General features: G+C 54.6%; 26 protein-coding genes. 24 read left to right on the plus strand and 2 right to left on the minus strand.

What is annotated here, in order from left to right; translation table 11 throughout:
* Window positions 1-2 precede the first annotated feature (2 nt).
* Both OCY70_RS32875 and OCY70_RS32880 read left to right on the plus strand, forming a co-directional pair.
* Window positions 3-419, plus strand: coding sequence for a phage holin family protein (locus tag OCY70_RS32875; RefSeq protein WP_213430591.1), 417 nt, complete (start codon window positions 3-5; stop codon window positions 417-419).
* Window positions 406-1,056 carry an N-acetylmuramoyl-L-alanine amidase gene (locus OCY70_RS32880; RefSeq protein ID WP_213430590.1) on the plus strand — a complete coding sequence of 217 codons (651 nt, stop codon included), beginning with the start codon at window positions 406-408 and terminating at the stop codon, window positions 1,054-1,056. The genes OCY70_RS32875 and OCY70_RS32880 overlap by 14 nt, the downstream gene beginning before the upstream one ends.
* Window positions 1,057-1,132: 76 nt before the next feature.
* On the opposite strand, the gene OCY70_RS32885 is transcribed toward OCY70_RS32880, so the two are convergent.
* Window positions 1,133-1,555, minus strand: a complete 423-nt coding sequence (locus OCY70_RS32885) for a hypothetical protein (RefSeq protein WP_213430589.1) — start codon at window positions 1,553-1,555, stop codon at window positions 1,133-1,135.
* A gap of 454 nt (window positions 1,556-2,009) precedes the next feature.
* Here OCY70_RS32885 and OCY70_RS32890 point away from each other — a divergent pair, with 454 nt between their 5' ends.
* The 20 genes from OCY70_RS32890 (at window position 2,010) to OCY70_RS32985 (ending at window position 17,893) form a co-directional block, all read left to right on the plus strand.
* Window positions 2,010-2,294, plus strand: coding sequence for a hypothetical protein (locus tag OCY70_RS32890; RefSeq protein WP_213430588.1), 285 nt, complete (start codon window positions 2,010-2,012; stop codon window positions 2,292-2,294).
* A 164-nt stretch (window positions 2,295-2,458) separates the two neighbouring features.
* Entirely contained in the window at window positions 2,459-4,237 is a 1,779-nt protein-coding gene (locus OCY70_RS32895; RefSeq protein ID WP_261945328.1) for a hypothetical protein, read from the plus strand.
* A gap of 37 nt (window positions 4,238-4,274) precedes the next feature.
* Window positions 4,275-5,021, plus strand: a complete 747-nt coding sequence (locus OCY70_RS32900; RefSeq protein ID WP_213430586.1) for a LysM peptidoglycan-binding domain-containing protein — start codon at window positions 4,275-4,277, stop codon at window positions 5,019-5,021.
* A gap of 61 nt (window positions 5,022-5,082) precedes the next feature.
* Window positions 5,083-5,403 carry a phage baseplate plug family protein gene (locus OCY70_RS32905; RefSeq protein WP_119793197.1) on the plus strand — a complete coding sequence of 107 codons (321 nt, stop codon included), beginning with the start codon at window positions 5,083-5,085 and terminating at the stop codon, window positions 5,401-5,403.
* On the plus strand, window positions 5,387-6,181 hold the full coding sequence (locus tag OCY70_RS32910; protein ID WP_213430584.1) for a phage protein: 795 nt from the start codon (window positions 5,387-5,389) through the stop codon (window positions 6,179-6,181). The genes OCY70_RS32905 and OCY70_RS32910 overlap by 17 nt, the downstream gene beginning before the upstream one ends.
* Before the next feature lie 48 nt (window positions 6,182-6,229).
* Window positions 6,230-6,502 carry a hypothetical protein gene (locus tag OCY70_RS32915; RefSeq protein ID WP_213430582.1) on the plus strand — a complete coding sequence of 91 codons (273 nt, stop codon included), beginning with the start codon at window positions 6,230-6,232 and terminating at the stop codon, window positions 6,500-6,502.
* The gene (locus tag OCY70_RS32920; protein ID WP_213430581.1) at window positions 6,499-6,867 is read left to right on the plus strand and encodes a DUF2634 domain-containing protein; all 369 of its coding nucleotides are present in this window, start codon (window positions 6,499-6,501) and stop codon (window positions 6,865-6,867) included. Before OCY70_RS32915 ends, OCY70_RS32920 begins: the two co-directional genes overlap by 4 nt.
* Window positions 6,839-8,023, plus strand: a complete 1,185-nt coding sequence (locus tag OCY70_RS32925; RefSeq protein ID WP_213430597.1) for a baseplate J/gp47 family protein — start codon at window positions 6,839-6,841, stop codon at window positions 8,021-8,023. Before OCY70_RS32920 ends, OCY70_RS32925 begins: the two co-directional genes overlap by 29 nt.
* Window positions 8,016-8,654 carry a hypothetical protein gene (locus OCY70_RS32930; protein WP_213430580.1) on the plus strand — a complete coding sequence of 213 codons (639 nt, stop codon included), beginning with the start codon at window positions 8,016-8,018 and terminating at the stop codon, window positions 8,652-8,654. Before OCY70_RS32925 ends, OCY70_RS32930 begins: the two co-directional genes overlap by 8 nt.
* Window positions 8,655-8,732: 78 nt before the next feature.
* Window positions 8,733-9,851 (plus strand): hypothetical protein, encoded by a 1,119-nt coding sequence (locus tag OCY70_RS32935; protein ID WP_213430579.1) that lies wholly within the window; start codon window positions 8,733-8,735, stop codon window positions 9,849-9,851.
* Between the two features lie 70 nt (window positions 9,852-9,921).
* Window positions 9,922-10,338, plus strand: coding sequence for a phage holin family protein (locus tag OCY70_RS32940; protein ID WP_213430578.1), 417 nt, complete (start codon window positions 9,922-9,924; stop codon window positions 10,336-10,338).
* A 120-nt stretch (window positions 10,339-10,458) separates the two neighbouring features.
* Complete coding sequence (locus OCY70_RS32945; RefSeq protein WP_249725542.1) at window positions 10,459-10,809, plus strand: sigma factor-like helix-turn-helix DNA-binding protein; 351 nt, start codon at window positions 10,459-10,461, stop codon at window positions 10,807-10,809.
* A gap of 38 nt (window positions 10,810-10,847) precedes the next feature.
* A complete protein-coding gene (locus tag OCY70_RS32950) occupies window positions 10,848-11,015 on the plus strand; it encodes a hypothetical protein (protein WP_261948923.1) in 168 nt (55 codons plus the stop codon).
* Between the two features lie 539 nt (window positions 11,016-11,554).
* Window positions 11,555-12,373 carry a group II intron reverse transcriptase/maturase gene (gene ltrA / locus OCY70_RS32955; RefSeq protein WP_261945327.1) on the plus strand — a complete coding sequence of 273 codons (819 nt, stop codon included), beginning with the start codon at window positions 11,555-11,557 and terminating at the stop codon, window positions 12,371-12,373.
* Window positions 12,374-12,420: 47 nt separating this feature from the next.
* Window positions 12,421-12,903 (plus strand): group II intron maturase-specific domain-containing protein, encoded by a 483-nt coding sequence (locus tag OCY70_RS32960; protein WP_261945326.1) that lies wholly within the window; start codon window positions 12,421-12,423, stop codon window positions 12,901-12,903.
* Between the two features lie 120 nt (window positions 12,904-13,023).
* A complete protein-coding gene (locus tag OCY70_RS32965; RefSeq protein WP_213431506.1) occupies window positions 13,024-13,686 on the plus strand; it encodes an N-acetylmuramoyl-L-alanine amidase in 663 nt (220 codons plus the stop codon).
* Between the two features lie 92 nt (window positions 13,687-13,778).
* Window positions 13,779-13,985: a hypothetical protein gene (locus OCY70_RS32970; RefSeq protein WP_213431505.1), complete on the plus strand. Its 207-nt coding sequence runs from the start codon at window positions 13,779-13,781 to the stop codon at window positions 13,983-13,985.
* Between the two features lie 237 nt (window positions 13,986-14,222).
* A protein-coding gene (locus OCY70_RS32975; protein WP_261944570.1) for an IS5 family transposase occupies window positions 14,223-14,986 on the plus strand; the annotation gives its coding sequence in 2 pieces (ribosomal slippage) (window positions 14,223-14,544 and window positions 14,544-14,986; 765 coding nt in all).
* 378 nt (window positions 14,987-15,364) lie between these two features.
* Window positions 15,365-16,276 (plus strand): cation diffusion facilitator family transporter, encoded by a 912-nt coding sequence (locus tag OCY70_RS32980; RefSeq protein ID WP_283776880.1) that lies wholly within the window; start codon window positions 15,365-15,367, stop codon window positions 16,274-16,276.
* Between the two features lie 579 nt (window positions 16,277-16,855).
* The gene (locus OCY70_RS32985) at window positions 16,856-17,893 is read left to right on the plus strand and encodes a hypothetical protein (protein ID WP_213430476.1); all 1,038 of its coding nucleotides are present in this window, start codon (window positions 16,856-16,858) and stop codon (window positions 17,891-17,893) included.
* Between the two features lie 94 nt (window positions 17,894-17,987).
* On the opposite strand, the gene OCY70_RS32990 is transcribed toward OCY70_RS32985, so the two are convergent.
* Window positions 17,988-18,518 (minus strand): hypothetical protein, encoded by a 531-nt coding sequence (locus OCY70_RS32990; protein WP_213430477.1) that lies wholly within the window; start codon window positions 18,516-18,518, stop codon window positions 17,988-17,990.
* Between the two features lie 11 nt (window positions 18,519-18,529).
* Between OCY70_RS32990 and OCY70_RS32995 the strand changes: the two genes are divergently transcribed.
* Both OCY70_RS32995 and OCY70_RS33000 read left to right on the plus strand, forming a co-directional pair.
* Window positions 18,530-19,081, plus strand: a complete 552-nt coding sequence (locus OCY70_RS32995) for a hypothetical protein (protein ID WP_213430478.1) — start codon at window positions 18,530-18,532, stop codon at window positions 19,079-19,081.
* 147 nt (window positions 19,082-19,228) lie between these two features.
* Complete coding sequence (locus tag OCY70_RS33000) at window positions 19,229-20,026, plus strand: C40 family peptidase (RefSeq protein ID WP_213430479.1); 798 nt, start codon at window positions 19,229-19,231, stop codon at window positions 20,024-20,026.
* Window positions 20,027-20,033 lie beyond the last annotated feature (7 nt).

Consider the following 20,033-nt stretch of genomic DNA (forward strand, 5'->3'; position numbering starts at 1 on the left):
ACGTGGAAAGAGTAGATTTGGTTTTGAAATGGGCCGGGGCTTTCACGACAAGTGCGGTCACATATCTGTATGGAGGCTGGTCGGCAATTTTAGGCGCTCTGCTTGTTTTTGTAGCTATTGATTACGCCAGCGGCGTAGCTGCAGCGTGTAAGCGCGGAGAATTGAAAAGCAGCGTCGGATTATGGGGAATTGCCGGGAAGGTGTTTATCTTTGCAATGGTTGCTGCCGGCCACCTGATCGATAGTATCCTGGGTGACTCTCATATGTTCCGTGACACGATCATTTATTTTTACCTTGCGAATGAACTGCTATCAATCATTGAGAATGGCGGAAAGCTCGGGGCTCCGATTCCGCCAGTCATAAAGAAGGCTGTTGAAGTGCTTCAGGGTAAAGGAGGCACTAACGATGATCGAAATTAAGCAACGGCTGCTGCCTGACGGCCGACCGAACAAGCCGAGTCGCCCGATGAAGCCGCAGTATATTACGATCCATAACACGGATAACCTGACCGGCACCGCTGAATCACACTCGCGGTATATTTTAAACGGCAGCGGTGGCCGGGAAGCATCTTGGCATTATACCATCGATGACAATGACATTTATCAGCATCTGAGGGACGACGAACAAGGGTGGCATGCCGGAGATGGAAGCGGACCCGGTAATACATCATCCATTGGCATTGAAGTCTGCATGTATAAAGACATGGACGAGCCGAAGGCGTGGCAGCGGGCGGCGGAGCTGGTCGCGCTGTTGTGCAAGCGGCATGGAATACCGATCAGCTGTGTTGTGCCGCATCGCCAATGGAGTGGGAAGGCATGTCCGAGCCGGATACTGCCGAGATGGTCTGAGTTTGTGAAAATGATAGAGAAGGAGCTGGGGGCATTGGAAAAACCTAAGCAGCAGGATTATGTCGGCCATTGGGCCGAAGCGTCTATTCGGCGTGTGATGGAAGCGGGGATCATGAATGGCCGTAACACTGGATTCGCGCCGAATGAACCGATTACGCGGGCAGAGATTGCTGTTGTAGTGGATCGTCTGCTGAAAAAGCAGGGGTAATATAAGGTCTAGGGCCAAGCCTACTCCCTGTTGCATGATAAGAGCCGTAGGATACTTCCTACGGCTCTTGTTTAACTTAAAAAGCTCTAGAGGAAAACTCGAATTGATAACCACTTCCGCCATCATTGGGAACAATGATGTATCTATAGAAACCTGTATATTTTCTCGGTCTAAAAGATTTTGTTATTCGATTTTTGGTTTTAGTGGTTTTTCCTATCGCGACTTGTTTATTGTCTTCGTTATAGATTTTTATTGTCATTCCTACACCGTCTTTATCCCACAGATGGTAACGGATTTCATTACCGAAACTAGGCTCATAATAAAATGAACCTTTATACTCTCCCTCATCTGGTATTTCATCTTCGACTATATCCAGTTGATCCATTGTGCTGAATTCTGGAACCGCCTCCTCCAGAATAGGCCTTGGTTGCGCAGAAGCAGATAAAACGGGAACTGCAAACAAAGTCAAAGCAGTTAAGGTGAGCAATACCTTTCTCATTTAAACACCCTCCTAAAAAAAGTATAGGTGACTGTAGTAAATGATGGGTTTCTAAGTTTACATTACCATATTTCTGGTAAAAAGAAAACCATAGTATATTGGAGCGCATCATGTCATGGCCAACATGAAAGGGAGATGGATCGGAGGGAAATACACCTGCATTAGATGCGGGCGCCCCGTGTACGACGCATTCGGAAAAAGATGAGCCCCGGCATTATGCCAGGGCTTTTCCATTACCCTTTTTACCCACAACTTTCCCACAAAAATGCTGCTAAACCGTGCTTTCCGGTGCCTAACCGTGCATAACTAAAAATCCCGGTAAGCCGCGTCACTACAGCATTTTTGCAAAGGTTGCCCAACGGTGCATAACGTCCGCGAATTTGAAATTCAAGTGCTGGATTACACGCATCGGGTGAACTAATTTCCATATCGGGATTCGGAAAGGGTGAATAAAGTGAGCAAGCAACAGACGGTAACGATCGAGCAAGAGGAATATGTGCTGCAGCATCCGGGCGCCCGCGCCCTGATGCGGCTCTATGATGTGGCGCTCAAAGCAGACGGGGGATGGAAGCTGGAGCCGTCGATGGACTTTTTCCTCCAGCATGTCATTGTGGCTCCGCGCCTGAGCTGGGAAGCGCTTGAAGAGAAGACCGACATCATGACGCCGCTCTGGCTCGAATGCGCGCGCTTCCTGAGCATGGTGGATACGCCCTTGGAATCCGAATCATCCGACGTATAGACATTCCATCTCCCGCAATCCGCTCCGGCAATTGTTCTGGCGCGTCGTCCTGAACAGCCGGGGCGGCATTACGTATGCGGAAGCGAGCGGCATGAGCATCGAGGAATTATGTGAGGCCGCCGCCGCTATGGAATGGATGTACGGGACAGGAGGGGGGCAAGTCAATGGATGATCGGATCACCAAAAATGTGCACCGCGAGCTGCGCACGATGAACGGCAAGCTGGACGAGATTGGCTCCGTGTTCCGGATTATGACGGACAGCATACTGGAGCAGATCGCGGAGATGAAGCGCGCCGCCAGACCGAAGCGGGGCGGACCCGCCCTGGCGACCGGCGGTATCGCGTCGGACGTGAAGTCGATCGCGAATATGATGCGAAGACAGGCCTCGATTCGCCCGGCCGGGCAGAGCCTTGCGCATGCGGCCCAGCCGAATGCGATGGGGCAGCAGTTGTCCGCTTCGCTGTCGGCGCTTCAGAGCACGACGGTCGTGGTGCAAGTCCCGGCAAAAGCGGAGGATAAGAAGTCAGGGAATGAGGAGAAATCGTACTGGCAAAAAGCGCTTGAATTCGCGAAAACCGCCCAAGATTATGTCTACGCCGCGAGCGACAGCATCACGAAAGTAAAAGATGCCATTGAAAATGTGGAGTTCGTGAAAAAGCTGTTCAGCGGGGAATCCGGCAGCCAATGCAAATGCTGCTGCTGCCAGGGTGGAGGAAGCGCGTCGTCCGGCCTCGCGGGGGGAGGCCGGGGCAAGAAGAAAAAGGTGGGCCGGGGCAAACCTCTTAAGCTGAAGAGAGGAGCTCCAGGCCGAAGCGGCGGCGAAGGAGCGCAGCGGCAGAAGGAGCTTGGCAACGCTGTCGCTCCATCCAAGAGCGGAGCCGCCGCGCCGCCGGGCAAAGGCGGTACAGCCTTACCGGCGGCCAAAGGCGCTCCGGCCGCGTCGCCAGCCAAAAGCGCTCCGGGGGCGTCGCCGGCCAAAAGCGGTCCAGCCACTCCGCCGTCAGCAGGCGGGACGGCTGCCGCCCCGCTGGCAACCGCCGCGTCGTCCGCTTCGGCTCCGCAAGGCAAGAGCGCATCGGCGTCCACGCCGTTTGTGCGGGGGCGACGGAAAGTAACAAATCCCAAGCCGAAGCGGGGACTTTTGAAAAAGGTCGGAAGCTGGGGCGCGGTGGCCGCCATGGCGGGCGACTTCGCCTTGAATATGTTCGGCCGCAAGAAGGAAGAGGAGGCGGAAGGCGGCACTGACGTCGCGATTGCGGCAGCGCAGACGACGGCGGAGACCGTGCAATCGGTTCAAGCGGCCACCGGGACGATGGCGGATATCGCCACTTCGACGTCAACCGCCTCGGATGTCGGCAAGGCCGCCTCCGCCGCGAAGAAGACGGGCTGGTTCGGCAAGCTGCTGAAAGGCGCTCGCACCGTGAGCAAGGCGACGAGGTTTCTTCGCTTTACGCCGGCCGGATTTTTGGGCGGACTTGCTTTGGATGCCGGGCTGTGGGCGGCAGAGAAGTTTTTGCTGCCAAAAGAGGAGGAACAGCCCGCCGCCGCGCCTGACGTGAAGAAGCTGAGCGTACAAAGCCAAATCTCCGCCACGACGGTTGCTGCGGGAACGTACCGGCCCATGGCAGAGGCTCCGTTGGCGTCTGCTCCGCCTTCTCCATTACCGGAGCCTGTCCATTCCGGCAGCAGAGGCAGCTTCGGTCCGCCTCTTCCTGCCGGGAACCGGAGCAGCTTCGATGTCACCGCGAACAGCAACGTGGTCATGAATCTGAATGTGAACGGCTATATCGATATGCGGATGATCGAGGAGATTAAGCGGATTGCGCGGGAGCAATTCGACGCGTCGTTCCGTTCGTTCGAGCGAAGCATCGCAAGCAAGCTGCCGCCGCCGAAGCCAATGCCGAAGCCGGTGGTTGCGGAAGGAGGCATGATGTCCTATTAGTGCGCGAAAAAGCAAGTTAGGCGGAGTCGAGCTGTTCGTGATTTCCGAGGAACCGGAATATTCGGTGCAGGTAAGCAGCCATAACATCGAGAAGGGCGGCATGGTCACCGATCATGTGCAGAGGGATACGGTGAGCCTGCATTTGGAAGGCTTGCTGATCGGGCCGCAGGCCTCGAACTACCGGCATCGGCTCGTCACCGCGATGAATGAAGGGAAGCTGCTGCAATATAGCGGTCGCAATATGCTGTTGAACTGCGTCATTACGAGTCTGCGGACGACGCATGACAATTCGATCGCGAACGGCATGTCGTTCGCGATGACCTTGAAGCAGGTCAATCTCGTCAAGATCGCGTACGACAAGCTGCCGCCCAAGCGGAAAGCGGCCGTCAAGCCGAAGAGCCGCTCCGGCAAGCGGAATACGGCTTACCGGCCGAAGCCGGACGTTCATGTCGTGCGCCCCGGCCAATCGGTCAAAGATATCGCGGCCTACTACCAGGTCAGCGAAGCGGGGATTCGGGCCGGGATGAAGCTCGCCGGCATGCCGGGCATCGCGCAGGCGGGCATGATCGTGGCGCTTCAGACCGGGAAGAAATTGCTGTCGGACCAGAGCAAGACGAAGGCGAAGGGCGATCCGATACGGATGTATCGCGTTCAGCCCGGCGACAGTTGGCCCTCGATCGCCAAGCAATTCGGAATCAGCGTAACGGCATTGCACGCCCTGAATTTCAAAAGGGTCAGCACCTATATGAGTCCGCCGCCAGGAACGGTCATTCGCGTAAAATGACGCGATCCCATTGGGAGAGCCCGCCCCATTTGACGGGCGGCGGACAGAAGGGGGGAGAAGCATGGCAATCATCCGGATCGACAAAGATCTGATTCCCTACTCCTTCGATATGGACTTGGGGGAACGAACATATACGTTCGAAGTGCGCTACAATGCGGCGCATGATTATTTTACGGTGGATCTGTCCGAAGGGGATAAGCCGCTGGCGCTCGGCGTGAAGCTCGTGTGGGGGATGCCCTTGTTCGAGAGCATGGAGACGCGCGAGTTCCCGCTGGAGGTCATCGTGCCGTATGGCGACAATCCGGGAGAGTTGATTACTTGGGACACGCTGGGGCAGTCCGTGCACCTTCATTTGGGGGATGACGATGGAATACTTATATAAGCGCGGCTGCGAGATTCTGATCGGCGGATACCGCTTCACCTATGGAGACTTGACGATGCACGTCATCGCCGATTTCGACGACGACAAGGAGCCGAGCGAATCGACGGTGGAGATCTACAATTTGTCCAAGCATACGCTGGCGAATATTCGGACCGGCATGCGCGTCATCGTGAACGCGGGGTACGGCAAAGACCTCGGCACGGTGCTCCAGGGCCGCATCGTGGAGGTGAGGACGAAGCGGGACCAGACCGAGAGAATCACAACGATTCAAGTAAAGGATGACGTGGCGGTATCTCTTTATGAGATGGCGCATACGTACCGGCCCGGGACGAAGGCGAGCGAGATCATTCACGATCTGATGACGCGGGCGCAGATTCCTCATGGACCGGTAGATTTGGAATCGGATCACGCCTATATGAAGGGGTTTATCGTGAATGGCGATCCGGTGGACGCGATTCGCCGCGCGGCTTCCGCCTGCAACATCGGCGTATATACGCGGCAGGGGAAGCTTTATTTTCAAGCGCAAAGCAAGGGGGGCGGCGGAAGCTCCATCGTCAGGCTGTCGCCGAAGAGCGGCTTGATCGGCAGTCCGCAGTCCTATGAAGAGGACAAGGAGGCCGGGGTCCGGGCGACATCGCTTCTGAACTACCGGCTGCATGCGGGCGCGCAGATCCGGCTCGTCAGCGAAGAGTTCGAGGGCGTGTACAAGGTGAAGCGGGGCAAGCATACGGTGTCGGCGGATCAATTCCTGACTGAGGTGGATTTGGTCAAAATCTAGGAGGTTGTCATTTTGGCGTAATTGCGTTGGAGAAGGAGGTGGCGCGCATTGGGAACCAATCGGGCGGTCAGCGCCCTGGAGGCCTGGATCGATCATAAGATGTCCGGAACGGCGGGTGCGCAGATCGGCACGGTTGTCCGTCTGGCGTCGGGGACGGCGGATGTGGAGCTGGACGGGGAAGCCGGCCTCATCCGTTATCAGCTCCCGATGGTGGAGCAGGCTCCGGACATCGTGATCGAGCAGGGGAGCCGCGTCCTGGTCGTGTTCACCGAGGCGGGCCAGAACGGCGGCGTCATTGTCGGAAAGGTGGCGGGATCATGAGAACGTGGGCGCTCCATGAAGGAGATATTCGGGTAACCGATGGAGATATCGCCTGGATCGACGGGCGCGAGGAACTGGCGCAAGCGGTTCGCATTCGGCTGAGCACCCGCTTGGGCGAATATTTTTTGGCGCCGGATATGGGGCTTGATCATGAGCGGCTCGTCGGCAAGCAGGTAAGCGAAGACAGCATTTGCGAGGCGATTATGCGCTGCATCGCGGATGAACCGCGCGTGCAATCGGTGGAAGAGGTAACCGTGGAATGGGATGCGCATTCGCGCACCGTGCAGGCGCGTGTCTTGATGACGAGCGCGGACGGAGAGGAGGTTGAGCTTGTCTATGCTGACAGCAGCGGGATTGAAGCGTAAGACGTACCATGAGATTTATGAGGAAATGGTGGCCGGCGTAAGCAAACGTCTGGGCCAGGATATCAATATGTCGGAGACGTCGCCGCTCGGCATGATGATGCAGGTGTTCGCCTGGCATTTGGCGGAGCTGTGGGAGGATGTCGAGCAGGTGTACCATGAGTCGTACATTCAATATGCGACAGGCGTCCAATTGGATGCTTTGGCCGTATTCTACGGTCTGCGGCGGAAGCTGGAGCAGGCCGCGCACGGGCGCGTTCAGGTCACCGGAACCCCGAATTATACGGTGCAGCCGGGAGTGCAGGTCGGCACGAAGTCGGGGGTCTGGTTCACGACGGACGAGGCTTGCGTGCTGGGCGAGAGCGGCACAGGCGAGGTCACGGTGACGGCGATGGTGCCGGGCAGCAGCGGCAACGTTCCGGCGGGCGCGGTCACGGAGCTGCTTACTTCGGTAAAGGAGATTGCGGCGATTACGAACCCGGACAGCATGACCGACGGACGCGAGCGGGAAAATGACACCGAGTTCCGCGATCGGCTGCGGGCGGCGCGGGACGGCAGTCATGCCGCCACGGTGGACGCGATCGTAACGGCTCTGCTGCAGCTTCCGGAGGTGAAGTCGGCGGCTGTGCGCGTGAACGACACGATGGAGACGAACGCGGAAGGCGTTCCGCCGAAGTCGATCCGTGCCTATGTGCATGGCGGGCAGTCGGAGCAGATTGCACGGACCCTTTTCGAGAAAAAGGCGGCCGGCATCGGCACCGACGGCACGGAGAGCGTCAAGGTGCGGGATGTGAGCGGGAACGAGCATGAGATTTGCTTCAGCCGCATGAAGCTGCTGGATGCGCATGTGGAAGCCGTCGTCAAGGCGGGACCGTCGTTCCCGGCACGCGGCGAGGACGACATCATTACCGCGATCGCGCAGTATATCGGCGGCGTCGGCGCGGATCGGCAGGATTATACCGGCCTGCCGCAAGGCTCGCGCATCGTGTACAGCCGCCTGCTGGCGGCGATTCAGAACGTGGACGGCGTCGAAGAAGTGAGCGAATTGAAGGTGAAGCTGGGCGCGGGCGACTGGGTCAGCGGCAACGTCGATATTCCGCTGTACGAGGTGGCCCGCGTGGCGCCGGAGCGGATTAAGGTGGCGGTAAGCGATGATTAAGCTGCATGACGTGATGGCGCTGCTGCCGGATGTCATCGCCAAGGAAGACAGCCGCTTCGCCCAACTTGTGAGCGTCTGGCTGGAACAGATGAACGAGATTCGCGCCACGGTGGAGCGCATCTCGGCCTGGAAGAGCATCGAGGAGGCCGAAGGCGCCGCGCTGGACGACATCGGCGGCAATCTGGGCCAGCCCCGCGGGCAGGCGACCGATGAGATCTACCGCATCCTGCTGCGCTCGAAGCTGGCCCGGATGAATGCGAGCGGGGATATCGATTCCATCATCGGCGTGCTGGCCTTGGCCCTCAATGCCGATCCGTCGGTTCTTGCGATCCGGGAGAAGCAGAACGACGCCCATGATCCCGAGCCTGCGGCGATTCAGGTCGTCAAGGTTCCTTACGAGCAGTTGAACCGCGTCGGCATGAGCCCGGCGCAGTTCGTCCGGCTCGTGCAAAGCGTCACCTCCGCCGGCGTCCGCGTGGCCCAGGTGGATCTGTCGGGGACGTTCGAGCTGTCGTCCGTGGCGGACGAGCCGGAACAGAGCGAGCATGGGCTGGCCGATGAAGCGATGACCGTCGGCGGCACGCTCGGGGATGTGTATACGCCGGGACATGACTATCCGATTCCGGTGTAAGAGAGGTTTTTGTATAGGGAAAGCAGACTTGAAACGGTCTGAAACTTTTTCGATAGATTCGATATGGGAGGGAGCCATATGGCATTTCAGAAGCCGCTTCCGGAGTGGAAGCAGCCCGGCATCCGTCCGCCGGAGTCCAAAATCAAAGAAGGCTACCAGGTTCTCGACAAGCCTCCAGCCGCGTGGATGAACTGGCAGATGAACACGACCTACGAAGCCTTGGAGGAATTGCAGGATAAGGCAGCCGAGAAGGAGGACGTCTCGCAGGCGCTGGGAGAGGCGAAGGCGTATACGGACGAGAAAACAAAAAATTTAGAGGCTCCTGTCAAATCCGTAAACAGCAAGACGGGTGATGTTGTTCTAACTGCGGCGGATATTACAGGCGATAACGGTGACTTCTCGGTTCCCGGTAACATCACATCTGGTAAGCAAGTATCGGCTACAGGCGGCTTTGTAACTCCGAAGGATGTTCACGCACGTGACATTGCGACTTCCCGCAATCTGGTCGTGTCTGGAGAAACAAATTTATCTAGCCGGGTATTTATGGTGGCGCCAACTGATGCTTCAATTAACCCAGAGTTATGGTTCTATAAAGGTGACGTTAAGCGCGGCGTATTATGGACATCTATGGCTGGAAATTCTAATTCTATAAACTTACGCCCGCAAAAATCAGATGGCACAAATGCTCCCGGACTAGCATTAACAGAAGATGGCCGTATGATGTACAATGGCCGGGATGTCATGGCCGAAATCGATTCTGCAAAGCAATCTGGCGTTGATGCAAGAAGTAAAATAGCGGGTGCCATCAACGCCAAGGGGGTGCCGGCATCCGCGAATGACGATTTTTCTACACTTGCTTCGAAAATCGGGCAGATTAAAATGAAGATTAAAGATTTACAATCTGCCAAAGGGTCGACGAACGGTCAAGAGAAAATTGAAATAGATAATCTTGATTTTGAACCGCTTATCATTCGGGTTGACTTACGTTTGAGTGTATACCGAGTTGGTGTACGAGCGCAAGGATGGTATGTAAAAGGAATAAATGATTCATATTATATAGATTTTTATGATGGCAATGAATCTTATTATGGAACTACACGGGTAGTTTGGTTACCCAGAGGATTTACTTTGAATAGCTCCACCTCAGACTACCGCGCTAATCTATTTTATGCAAGTGATTGGATCGCTTACGGCTGAATAAGGAAAACGCTATTTTTACGCCCTCACGGCAGCGTGGGGGCTATTTCACGCAAAGGAGGGACCACACATGGAAAGACTGGACGTGCTTTTAAAGTCAGCCTTTGCGGCGGCGGGCGGGACAGCGGCGTTTTTGTTCGGCGGCTGGCCGGCGCTGCTGCAAGTGCTGCTTATCATCGTAGCGATTGATTACGTGACGGGCGTGATGGCGGCCGGGGCCGAAGGGCGGCTGCGCAGCAGCATCGGGCTGATGGGCATCGCGCGCAAGGTGTTTATTTTTTTCGTCGTGGCGGTGGCGCATCAGGTGGACAGCGTGCTGGGGGACCAGCATTTGCTGCGGGACGCGACGATTTTTTTCTATTTGGCCAATGAGCTGCTGTCGATCATTGAGAATGGCGGCCGCCTGGGCGTGCCGCTGCCGCCGCTCATTAAGCAGGCGGTCGAGGTGCTGCGCGGCAAGGGCGAGATTCGCGACAAGAACCAGTAAGCGCAGTTCCCTGCAGCCAAAGCCGTGACCTAAACTGCGTTCAAAAGGGCTGGTTCTGCGACGGAAAGAGGACGGAATGCCGGGCTTTTGAACAGCTATCCACAGGGGAGGAATGACGAAGTGACTCCGCAGATGACTCTTATGGAACGTGTTCGCAAGGAATTGTATCGCAGAGCCTGGAGGCTGCAATACCGGGCGAAGGCGGCCCGCTGCCGCGAGATATCATGGAGGGCGGAATCCTTCGCCGCTCCCGATTTCACGGCGCAAGCCGACAACCGTATGCTCGTTCGGCAATTGTTGCAGGAACTGCCCCGCGACAAGGGGCGGGTTATTCTGTACAGCCTGTATGTAGAGGACGAGACACAGGTCCAGATTGCACGGAAGCTGAACCTGAGCCAGCAGGCGGTGAGCAAATGGAAACGCAAATCCCTTCACCGATTATGTCAGAAGCTGAGTTCGCTGAATGGCTGAGGCGGGTCCGGCAGCATGATAAGGACGCTCTGTTGCGCTTGCTTCGCTATTTTGAGCCCGACATTCAATATATGTCCCGCTTCATGCGCATGCCGAAGGAGGATGCGGAGCAGAGCCTTCGCCTGGAGCTGATCGATCTGCTGAAGCATGCCGAGGGTATAAGCATGAGCAAGGAAGCCATTTGCATAAGGACTGCCGCGGCTTGAGAGGGCTGCGGCTTTTTTCATTTTCGCGCGCCTAGCCAAGCTAGGCACAACTAGCCGGTGTGAGTCCGGTCGAGGTAAGAGCCAAGTCGCCTCGTAGCTGACAGGCAACTGGTGGAGAGACCCTAAGGTTGAAGCCCTGTGACAAAGTAACTCTCAAGAGAGTGCGAGCAAATCAGCAGGCCGTAACATGAAGTGAATCCTGCCGCATCGTCAAAAAGAACCTGCAAAGGACAAGAGAGAGCCGAGCCTCGGAACATTGGGCGAAGGCCATGGAACGCGTGAAGCTCTTGGAAACGCAGACGCGGAAGAACTCTCCGGTGTATGGGGAACGGCATGTTGAGAAAGTTGTGTCTGGAACTGGGGAAACCCTACCTCGCACGGCAACGCCGTAAAGAGCGACCCTATAAGCCCGAAAGGTGAAGTGGCGAGCTGCGAGAAGGGTGGCGGAGGGGGTTGTAGTACCCGTGAAGCAAGGACAACACAACCTTGTGGAGGAAAGAGCCCCTGCTTTGTTCACGTACTGGAGGAGGTAAGAGTCAGTGAATGCCCAAAAGGCTAACTACGCCAAAGTAAAAGCTCAACAACTCCAAAACGTACTATATCTAGCGGCCAAGGAAAATCCGAGGCGGCGATTTCATGCGCTGTACGACAAGGTACACCGCGGCGACATTCTTTGGGAAGCATGGAAACGGGTCAAGGCGAAGGGCGGAAGCGGTGGAGTAGATGGCATAACCATCGACCACATCGTCAAAGAGTTCGGGGAAGAGCGATTTGTCGATGAAATCCAAGGTAAGCTGAGGAACGGAAAATACCATCCACAGCCTGCAAGACGGAAAGAGATACCCAAACCGGACGGCAAGATGCGCCCGCTTGGTATCCCTGTCATCCGAGATAGGGTCGTTCAAATGGCGACCAAGATGGTTATAGAACCGATCTTCGAAGCGGATTTCAAGGATTGCTCCTACGGATTCCGGCCCAAGCGAAGCCAGCATGATGCAATCCGGCATATCCGCCGAGCAGTAAAGAAAGGCGTATACTGGGTCGTCGACATCGATATCACCGGATATTTTGACAATATCCCGCACGAGAAACTGATGCGACTGGTGGAACAGAGAATTAGTGATCGACGAGTGTTACAACTCATCCGCAAGTGGCTCAAGGCAGGATTCGTGAAAGATGATCAGTTTCATGAAACCGACCTCGGGAGCCCGCAAGGCGGAGTCATAAGTCCGCTCTTGGCAAATATCTACTTGAACTATCTGGATACCATCTGGGAGAAGAAGTTTGCGGAAGCAGGAACACTGGTGCGTTATGCCAATGATTGGTCATCCTGTGCAAAACCAAAGAACAAGCTCTGAGGGCGATTGATGTCCTCAAAGCGGTATTTGGAAAGCTGGAACTTGAAATGAACAAGACGAAGTCCAAACTTGTTAACCTCTGGGGAGACAAAGAAGGCTTCGACTTTCTGGGGATGCATCACCGGAAAATACCGAGGATGATGAAAAGGAACAAGGAAGTTCATGTTCTTCGCAGTTACCCGTCAAAGAAGGCGATGAAGAACATGAAGCAAAAGGTAAAGGAAGCAACAGAACCGCGCAATCGTCTATTCTGGACGATGAACCGGATGGTAGATGAACTCAACCCGAAGATACAGGGATGGAGGAACTACTATGGTATAGACTCCTTTGCTGACCAGTACCTGAACAAAATCGATTGGTACATCCGTAAGCGTCTCACCCTGTTCTGGAACAAGAAACGTAGCCGTCGTAACAAACACAGCAATTCCCGGCAAGCAGCCATTGCTGCACAACTTGCGGGATTAAGAAACTCGCCAGCTAAGGGAAGTACCGTAATGCCGGAGGAAGAAGAGCATCGGAAAGCCGTATGAGGGAAAACCTCACGTACGGTTTGATGAAGGGGGAACTGAAAAAGTAAAGAAGAGGGTTTTCGCCCTCCAATGAAATTTCAGTTCTCTACTCTACAACAGAAATAGAGAGGACGATAACGAATGAGTCTGGACATTAAGCAGCGGCTGCTGCCTGACGGGCGGCCGAACAAGCCGAACCGGCCGATGAAGCCGCAGTATATTACGATCCATAATACGGACAATCCGGCTCCCGGCGCCACAGCCGAGGCACATTCCCGCTATATTCTGAACGGAAGCGGCGGGGAGAAGAAGAGCTGGCACTATACGGTCGACGACCGCGAGATCTATCAGCATTTACAGGAAAATGAGCAGGGCTGGCATGCGGGGGACGGCAACGGACCCGGCAATCTGCTGTCGCTTGGCGTCGAGATCTGCATGTACGCGGGGATGGATGAGCCGAAGGCGTGGCGGCTGGCTGCGGAGCTGATCGCCAGGCTGGCGGAGAAGCACGGCATTGCCATGGAGCGTATCGTTCCGCACCGCCATTGGAGCGGGAAGGCTTGCCCATCGCGTGTGCTGCCGCGCTGGCAGGAGTTCATGAAGCTCGTGGAAGAGCAGCGGGGAGGACAAGGCAAGCCCGAGGAGCGGGATTATGCGGGCCACTGGGCCGAATCGTCCATCCAGTATGCGATCGCCAATGGAATTATGGCGGGCCGCGGTTCCGGGTTTGCCCCGAATGAGCCGGTCACGCGTGCCGAGCTGGCGGTCGTCGTCGAACGCCTGTTCAAGCAAATGAAAGCATAGCCCTTCCTGTGCCCTGAGGCTATCCGGTTCTATCGCCATCTTTTTGGGAAATGGTAATAGAAAAAAATGAAGCTCTGCATAGGGAGGAGATTATGGATACCATCGAGATCGAACCGGGACGAGCCATTGGAACGATAAAGCTGGGGATGAGCAGAGGGGAAGCGGAGGAATGCATTCGCCAATATGCTTCCCGCTATGAATGCCGCGATGATATATCTTTTGATTTTTCCTCGTACTTCATGCCGGAATATGATTCGAATGATCGCATGATTCCGCTGCAAATGACAAGCGATGTGTAGGAGCATGCTCGTTGTCTTTGCCATGGAATCAATGTGTTCTGTACGAAAGCAGATGACTTGGTTGTGGTTAGGGATAAGATTTCTCCATACGCGCGAACATGGGAAGCATCCGCGGGCGGCAGCTATGTATTTCCGGAGATTGGACTTGCTTTCTATCGCTCAAATTCTATTTCCAAGGAAGAGCTAGGGCGTGTACGCAAACTATCGAAATAGCCAAATATCTGGTAAACTTATCCTATGAGAAGACGATATGAGATACGAGATGACCAATGGGAACGACTCAAAGACCTCTTGCCACCGGAACGGAAACCACAGGGTGGACGTCCGGCAATCGATAACCGAAAAATGTTCAATGCCATGCTTTGGGTGATTCGTTCTGGTGCGCCTTGGCGAGACTTGCCAGAGCATTATGGCTCCTGGAGCAGTGTCTACAGTCGTTTCCGCCGCTGGGAGAAAGCAGGCATCTTTGATCGAATGCTAGACGTTCTGGCTGCCAATCCCGATGACGAAAGTGTTATGCTCGATGCTTCCATCGTTCGTGTTCACCAACACGGCGCGGGGGCAAAAGGGGGCAGCAATTCCAAGCCATCGGACGATCACGCGGAGGATTAACCAGCAAGATTCATGCCGTTGTAGACGGCCTTGGCAATCCGCTACGCTTCGAAGTAACCGCAGGCAACATCAATGATTGTGTAACGGGTTATGAGATCCTGCAAACCCAAGACATACAAGGTAAACATGTTTTGGCGGATCGCGGATACGATACCGATAAAATCATTGCGCTTTTGGAAGAGAAACTGGCCCATTCCGTCATTCCCAGTAAGAAGAATCGCACGATCCAACGTACAACCGACTGGTGGTTGTATAAAGAGCGTCATCTGGTCGAATGCCTGTTCAACAAACTCAAACATAATCGTCGGCTGGCAACTCGGTACGATAAATTGGCCTGTACTTTTGTTGCCTTCTTAAAGCTGGCCTCTTCCATGATCTGGTTGGCTTAAGGTTTGCATACACGCCCTAGAGGAAGAATGGTTTCTGGCTCAATCCCCGGAGGAGCAGGAATACTTGAAAAAGAAAGCATGGTCTGATCTAGGGATTCTCGATAGCCCCCGCAAGTATACGCCGCCCCCATCAGGTACAAGGTAAAAGGATGAAGCAGTGTTGCCTCTCAGCAACTTTCCTTAACGGTCCCAACTTTTCTACCTGGCAGCAACAGGTTGTTGCCGGTTCAAGAGTTGTATGGGGGGTCAACACTGTTTCTGTAGACCCACACGGGATCCGTCTGTTACGATAGTAACTCAACATGAGCGCTGAAAAACTCCATCAGCTCGATGATAGTTGTTCGTAGTGGCGGATAGATAGCGGGGGAGGGCTTGACCGTGAGTGCGGATGTATACGCGGATATGAAGCAGGGAGAAAAAGGGGCATGGATTAGCATTGCCGCTTATATTGCCTTGTCCGGCGCCAAGCTGATGATTGGCTGGATGTATCAGTCGCAAGCGCTGCAGGCCGACGGGTGGAACAACCTGACTGATATTATCGCTTCGGCGGCCGTCCTTATCGGTCTGCGCATCTCGCAGAAGCCGCCGGATCGGGATCATCCGTACGGGCATTTGCGGGCGGAGACGATCGCGGCGTTGATTGCGTCCTTCATTATGGCGACGGTCGGCATCCAGGTTATTCTGTCCACCGCACGTTCCTGGTTCGCCGGGGAAGAGAGCAGCCCGAGCCCGATTACCGGCTGGGTCGCCTTGGGCAGCGCGGCCATTATGCTTGTCGTCTACGCCTACAATAAGCGTCTCGCGACCCGGATCCGGAATCAGGCGCTGATGGCGGCACAGGACAATCGTTCCGATGCTTTTGTCAGTATTGGCGCGGCGGTGGGTATCTTCGGCGCCCAATTCGGACTCAACTGGCTTGATCCGCTGGCGGCACTGACCGTCGGCCTCCTGATTTGCAAGACGGCGTGGAATATTTTCCGCGAGGCCACCCATACGTTAACGGACGGCTTCGACGAAGCGCAGCTGGAGCGGCTGCGGAAGACGGTGGAGAGTACGGAAGGCGTGCGGGCGATTCGCGAGGTGAAGGCCCGGCTGCATGGAAGCCTGGTGCTGGTGGATGTCGTCGTGCTGGTCGATGCGGGGCTGAGCCTGGTGGAGGGACACCGCATCTGCGACGATATCGAGCAGCGGATGCAGCGCAAGCATAATATTGCCCATGTCCATGTTCACGTCGAGCCGATGGTGTCCGGAGCGGAGCAGAAGCGGCCGCAAGGCCAGGCGGCTCATTAAGCGGATGCCGGATCGGGAATCGTATTCTTGTAACGGAAAAGCGTTCGGAAGACTCTGATTCGGATCAGACTCTTTTGGGCGCTTTTATGTGATCAGGCGGGGTACGGCGAAACCGAATAGAAGGTTCTTTTTTTGAAAAAAACGATTGACAAATGACATAATTTTTAAATATGATTACGTTAACAAACATTCCCAATAATGGTTGTGAATGTCCGATGACCTCTTCTTTTATGGCGAAGCAATCATCCTGCATACCCGCTTGACGTACGATTTGATTTGCTTGGCGATAAAGAAAATCCGGGTCCGGAAGGGGAGAAATAGCGCAGCCTGATTTCGTGTTTGGTTATCGGTAAAAATTTGTGGTCTTCCCGCATGCCCCTGGTTCAGTCTCTTCTATGTGTGTAAGCCGACTCTATTTCCAAGTTCACTCCAGTTGCAGCATTCTTGTTGCCGTCGGGCGGCTCCAAGCGCTTTGCTTTCGCTTCATGTTCTTGAACCCTTGCATTCTTCAGATTGCACATCACCTATGTAAACGCCCTCCTTTATGTTTTTTCACTCTCGTATTCAACAGAAATAAGCATGGCCAAAAAAATCGAAAAAAGAATAAGAAAAGAGGTTGATGCGAATGAAAACAAGGTTTTTATCGGTTTTCGTCTCTTTCTTGCTGCTTATCTCGCTTGTGCCCCCGGTAGCCTCCGCTTCCAAAACCATTCGATCCCTTCCGGGTGGAATTTATATTCTATTACCTTTGCCAGTGCGGACAGTGACAACGGACTTTGCGCGCAAGGGGCCAAAAACTGGACGGCGGCTGCGGGGACGACCATGACCGAGACATCGTCGTCCCAGAATAAATGCTATTACCGGGACTATCCTGAATCATGGTATGGCCTGTACAGCAAATATAGCTCTTACTTTACGATTAAGGTGAACAAGAGGTTGCTGGCTCGCGATTTCCCGAATCAAGTCTGGAACGCCAGTCTCAGCTCCGCGACTCACGAATTCGGGCATGCCCAATTTCTGGGGGATCATGATACCGCGGGCGAGGGAGTCTACGGAACCACGTCCATTATGAGCTACAACCGCAATCGCGCCACGATGACTACGCCTCAGTCTCACGATTTGAGCGACCTACAACAATTAAGAAATTCTTCTGCCGCGCCTTCCTCCGCGGATGAAGCCGTCTTTGCGGATTTTCCTAACTACCATATTGAAGAATTGTTAGATGGCAAGACCGACTTGGTTGTCGTTGCTCATGTCGATGCCGTGAGTGAAATCCGGGAAAACGGAGCCGATCCGCTCGCTTCGCATCAAGAGGCTGTGTTGCGTATTGATGATACGCTGTATGGCCAGGCAGAGTCGCCAACGATTAAGCTCTATCAATCCGTTGACAAGGTGAAGGCCGGCCAAAAATATTTGCTCTTCCTCTCGTCCCGGCCGGATATCGGGCAATATGTCGTATCCGATGGCGCCTCGCAAACGATTGTCAGCCAAAATCAACTGAAATCGAAATCGTTTCGAGCCGCCTCCGACAAAAAGCTGACCGTAAACATTAAAGGCATTCAAGGACAATATTCGAATGAGGAGCTGAGGCAGCTTTTGAACGAAAAGTATAAATAAGGGCGAGAAGGGGGAACAGTGATACAGGTATACATGAAAAGCGTGCAGGAAGACTCGGAGTTTGAAACCGATTCTGCCTGCACGCTTTTTTGCATTAGGAAGGCGACTCGTCCGCCTCCGCTTCCAAGGCCGTGATGAATTCCTGCGGCTGATCGAGGCAGAGCGCGACATGCTTCAGGTCGCGGCGGCTTCCGAACCGGCCCGTGACCGAGACGGGGGCGGCCAGCTCCAGCATGATGTTCGGCGTGCCGAACAAGGGGGAGGCCGTATGGCGCAGCTTATCATTCGGCAGCGGCTCCTTCAACAGCCGGACGGCGGCAATCCGATCCCGGGGAATATCGGCCCAGATGTCATGCGCGATACGGATGCGGATGAGGCGTTCCGTCACCAACACCGGGTTCAGCTTCGTCAGGCGGTAATCCGCGATCAGGACGAAGATGAGGTAGACGTTGGAGAGCGACAAGATCCAGGCCGCTGCCGCAGACCATTGGTGCACGAGAAAATGGAGGCCGATTCCTTCCAGGACGAGCAAATGGATGGCGCCGATGACGACGACCAGCATGCTGGACTGTTCCGTCGGCTGAAGGCGGCGGCATGCTCTGGCGTATGCGGCTTTTTCCGCCAACTGAGGAAGGCATGGCAGCCGATAGAGGCTTCATGCGCGAGCCGTCCCAGCTTCTCCAAGGGTGCCGTCCCGGCGAAGGCGAACCGGATAGCGTCCACGGGAGAAGCGCCGCCGCTCCGCGATTGGCGGTAGGCGGCTCGAAGCCGCATCGCACAGTAGAACGCATATGCCGCCAATCCGAGTCCGGCGCCGAGCGCGGCCGAGTCAAGCGCCAGCCGGAGCTCGGCACTCTGAAGCGGCACGAACAGCCGGGCGGCGGCATAACCGGCGAGGACGGCGGCGACGGGGAAGTCAACAGCATGGAAATATCAGCCGCAACGACCAATAATAGGATGGAAAATGGCCGCGAAATCGAATTTCGGGACATCCGAACCATCCAAAACACTCCTCTCCAAGTCTCTCAACCATTTTCTATAATATACCTCAATTTCCTGGTGAATAGTTACAAAATATTCTTTTTTCTGACTGGTAATAGGCATATTGAACTAGAGATGGTTACAATTTTGTCTATTTTTAAGCAGATGGTCGGATGGTTTCCCGTGTCTGGCTCTATTTATAATTAGGGCAAGTTGTTTATGGGATGTCATAACATTTTTAGTATAACTATTAAAAAATACTATTCTTTGACATCTTGTTCATATGAACAACAACTCAATATTCCGTTGCAACGTCACAATCACACCACTGTTTACAACAACAAGGAGGATGACATGAAAAAACAACTACTGCTAGGATTATTGATGGTAACGATGGCCGGACAAGTATTCGCGGGGGTGTCCCATGCTGCCGAAGCTCCACAGGCTGCAGCGGCGGCGCAGCAGGTATCGACAAGCCAGACGGGCAATATTATCGCTTCGGTTAATTTGCGCAAAGAACCCTCTACTTCTTCTTCGGCTATCCGTTTGATGAAAAAAGGCGAGAAAGTTACTATATTGGACAAGCATAACAGCTACTGGTATAAAGTGCAGGATGAACGAGGCAATACGGGCTATATGAGCACGAGTAGCAAGTACATACAGGTGGCTGGTTCGTCAACAGGGAATAATTCATCATCGTCAAGCCAGTCAGCCGACATCGAGAAGGTCATCAAGGTCGGACAAAAATATTTGGGCACGCCATACGAATTCGGCTCCAACCGGAACAGCACTAAAACGTTCGATTGCTCCGCCTTCGTCAGACAAGCCTATAAGGAAGCGCTCGGCATCGTGTTGCCGACGGATTCCCGCAAGCAAGGAAGCTGGATTAAGTCCAATTCCACGCCGAAGACAAGCATCAGCCAGCTGAAGCGCGGCGATCTCATGTTCTTCATGTCCTATAAAGGCTCCAAGGCCTCCGCTTATAAAAACGTCAACAAGAGCACGGAACGGATTACGCATGTGGGGATTTACTTGGGAGACGGCAAAATTCTGCATACGTACTCCCAAAAATCCGGCGGCGTTCGGGTCGACAATGTGCTCAACACCACTTGGGAACACCGCTTCCTGTTCGGCGGCAGCGTCGTGAAGTAGGTTTGGA

Source organism: Paenibacillus melissococcoides, assembly GCA_944800085.1.
GTDB lineage: Bacteria > Bacillota > Bacilli > Paenibacillales > Paenibacillaceae > Paenibacillus_B > Paenibacillus_B melissococcoides.

Coding starts and splice junctions, on each gene's coding strand:
- OCY70_RS32880 (WP_213430590.1), top strand. CDS start 406: ATGATCGAAATTAAGCAACGGCTGCTGCCTGACGGCCGACCGAACAAG.
- OCY70_RS32885 (WP_213430589.1), bottom strand. CDS start 1,555: ATGAGAAAGGTATTGCTCACCTTAACTGCTTTGACTTTGTTTGCAGTT.
- OCY70_RS32895 (WP_261945328.1), top strand. CDS start 2,459: ATGGATGATCGGATCACCAAAAATGTGCACCGCGAGCTGCGCACGATG.
- OCY70_RS32905 (WP_119793197.1), top strand. CDS start 5,083: ATGGCAATCATCCGGATCGACAAAGATCTGATTCCCTACTCCTTCGAT.
- OCY70_RS32910 (WP_213430584.1), top strand. CDS start 5,387: ATGGAATACTTATATAAGCGCGGCTGCGAGATTCTGATCGGCGGATAC.
- OCY70_RS32920 (WP_213430581.1), top strand. CDS start 6,499: ATGAGAACGTGGGCGCTCCATGAAGGAGATATTCGGGTAACCGATGGA.
- OCY70_RS32925 (WP_213430597.1), top strand. CDS start 6,839: ATGCTGACAGCAGCGGGATTGAAGCGTAAGACGTACCATGAGATTTAT.
- OCY70_RS32930 (WP_213430580.1), top strand. CDS start 8,016: ATGATTAAGCTGCATGACGTGATGGCGCTGCTGCCGGATGTCATCGCC.
- OCY70_RS32935 (WP_213430579.1), top strand. CDS start 8,733: ATGGCATTTCAGAAGCCGCTTCCGGAGTGGAAGCAGCCCGGCATCCGT.
- OCY70_RS32940 (WP_213430578.1), top strand. CDS start 9,922: ATGGAAAGACTGGACGTGCTTTTAAAGTCAGCCTTTGCGGCGGCGGGC.
- OCY70_RS32960 (WP_261945326.1), top strand. CDS start 12,421: ATGAACAAGACGAAGTCCAAACTTGTTAACCTCTGGGGAGACAAAGAA.
- OCY70_RS32965 (WP_213431506.1), top strand. CDS start 13,024: ATGAGTCTGGACATTAAGCAGCGGCTGCTGCCTGACGGGCGGCCGAAC.
- OCY70_RS32970 (WP_213431505.1), top strand. CDS start 13,779: ATGGATACCATCGAGATCGAACCGGGACGAGCCATTGGAACGATAAAG.
- OCY70_RS32985 (WP_213430476.1), top strand. CDS start 16,856: ATGGCCAAAAAAATCGAAAAAAGAATAAGAAAAGAGGTTGATGCGAAT.
- OCY70_RS32995 (WP_213430478.1), top strand. CDS start 18,530: ATGGCAGCCGATAGAGGCTTCATGCGCGAGCCGTCCCAGCTTCTCCAA.
- OCY70_RS33000 (WP_213430479.1), top strand. CDS start 19,229: ATGAAAAAACAACTACTGCTAGGATTATTGATGGTAACGATGGCCGGA.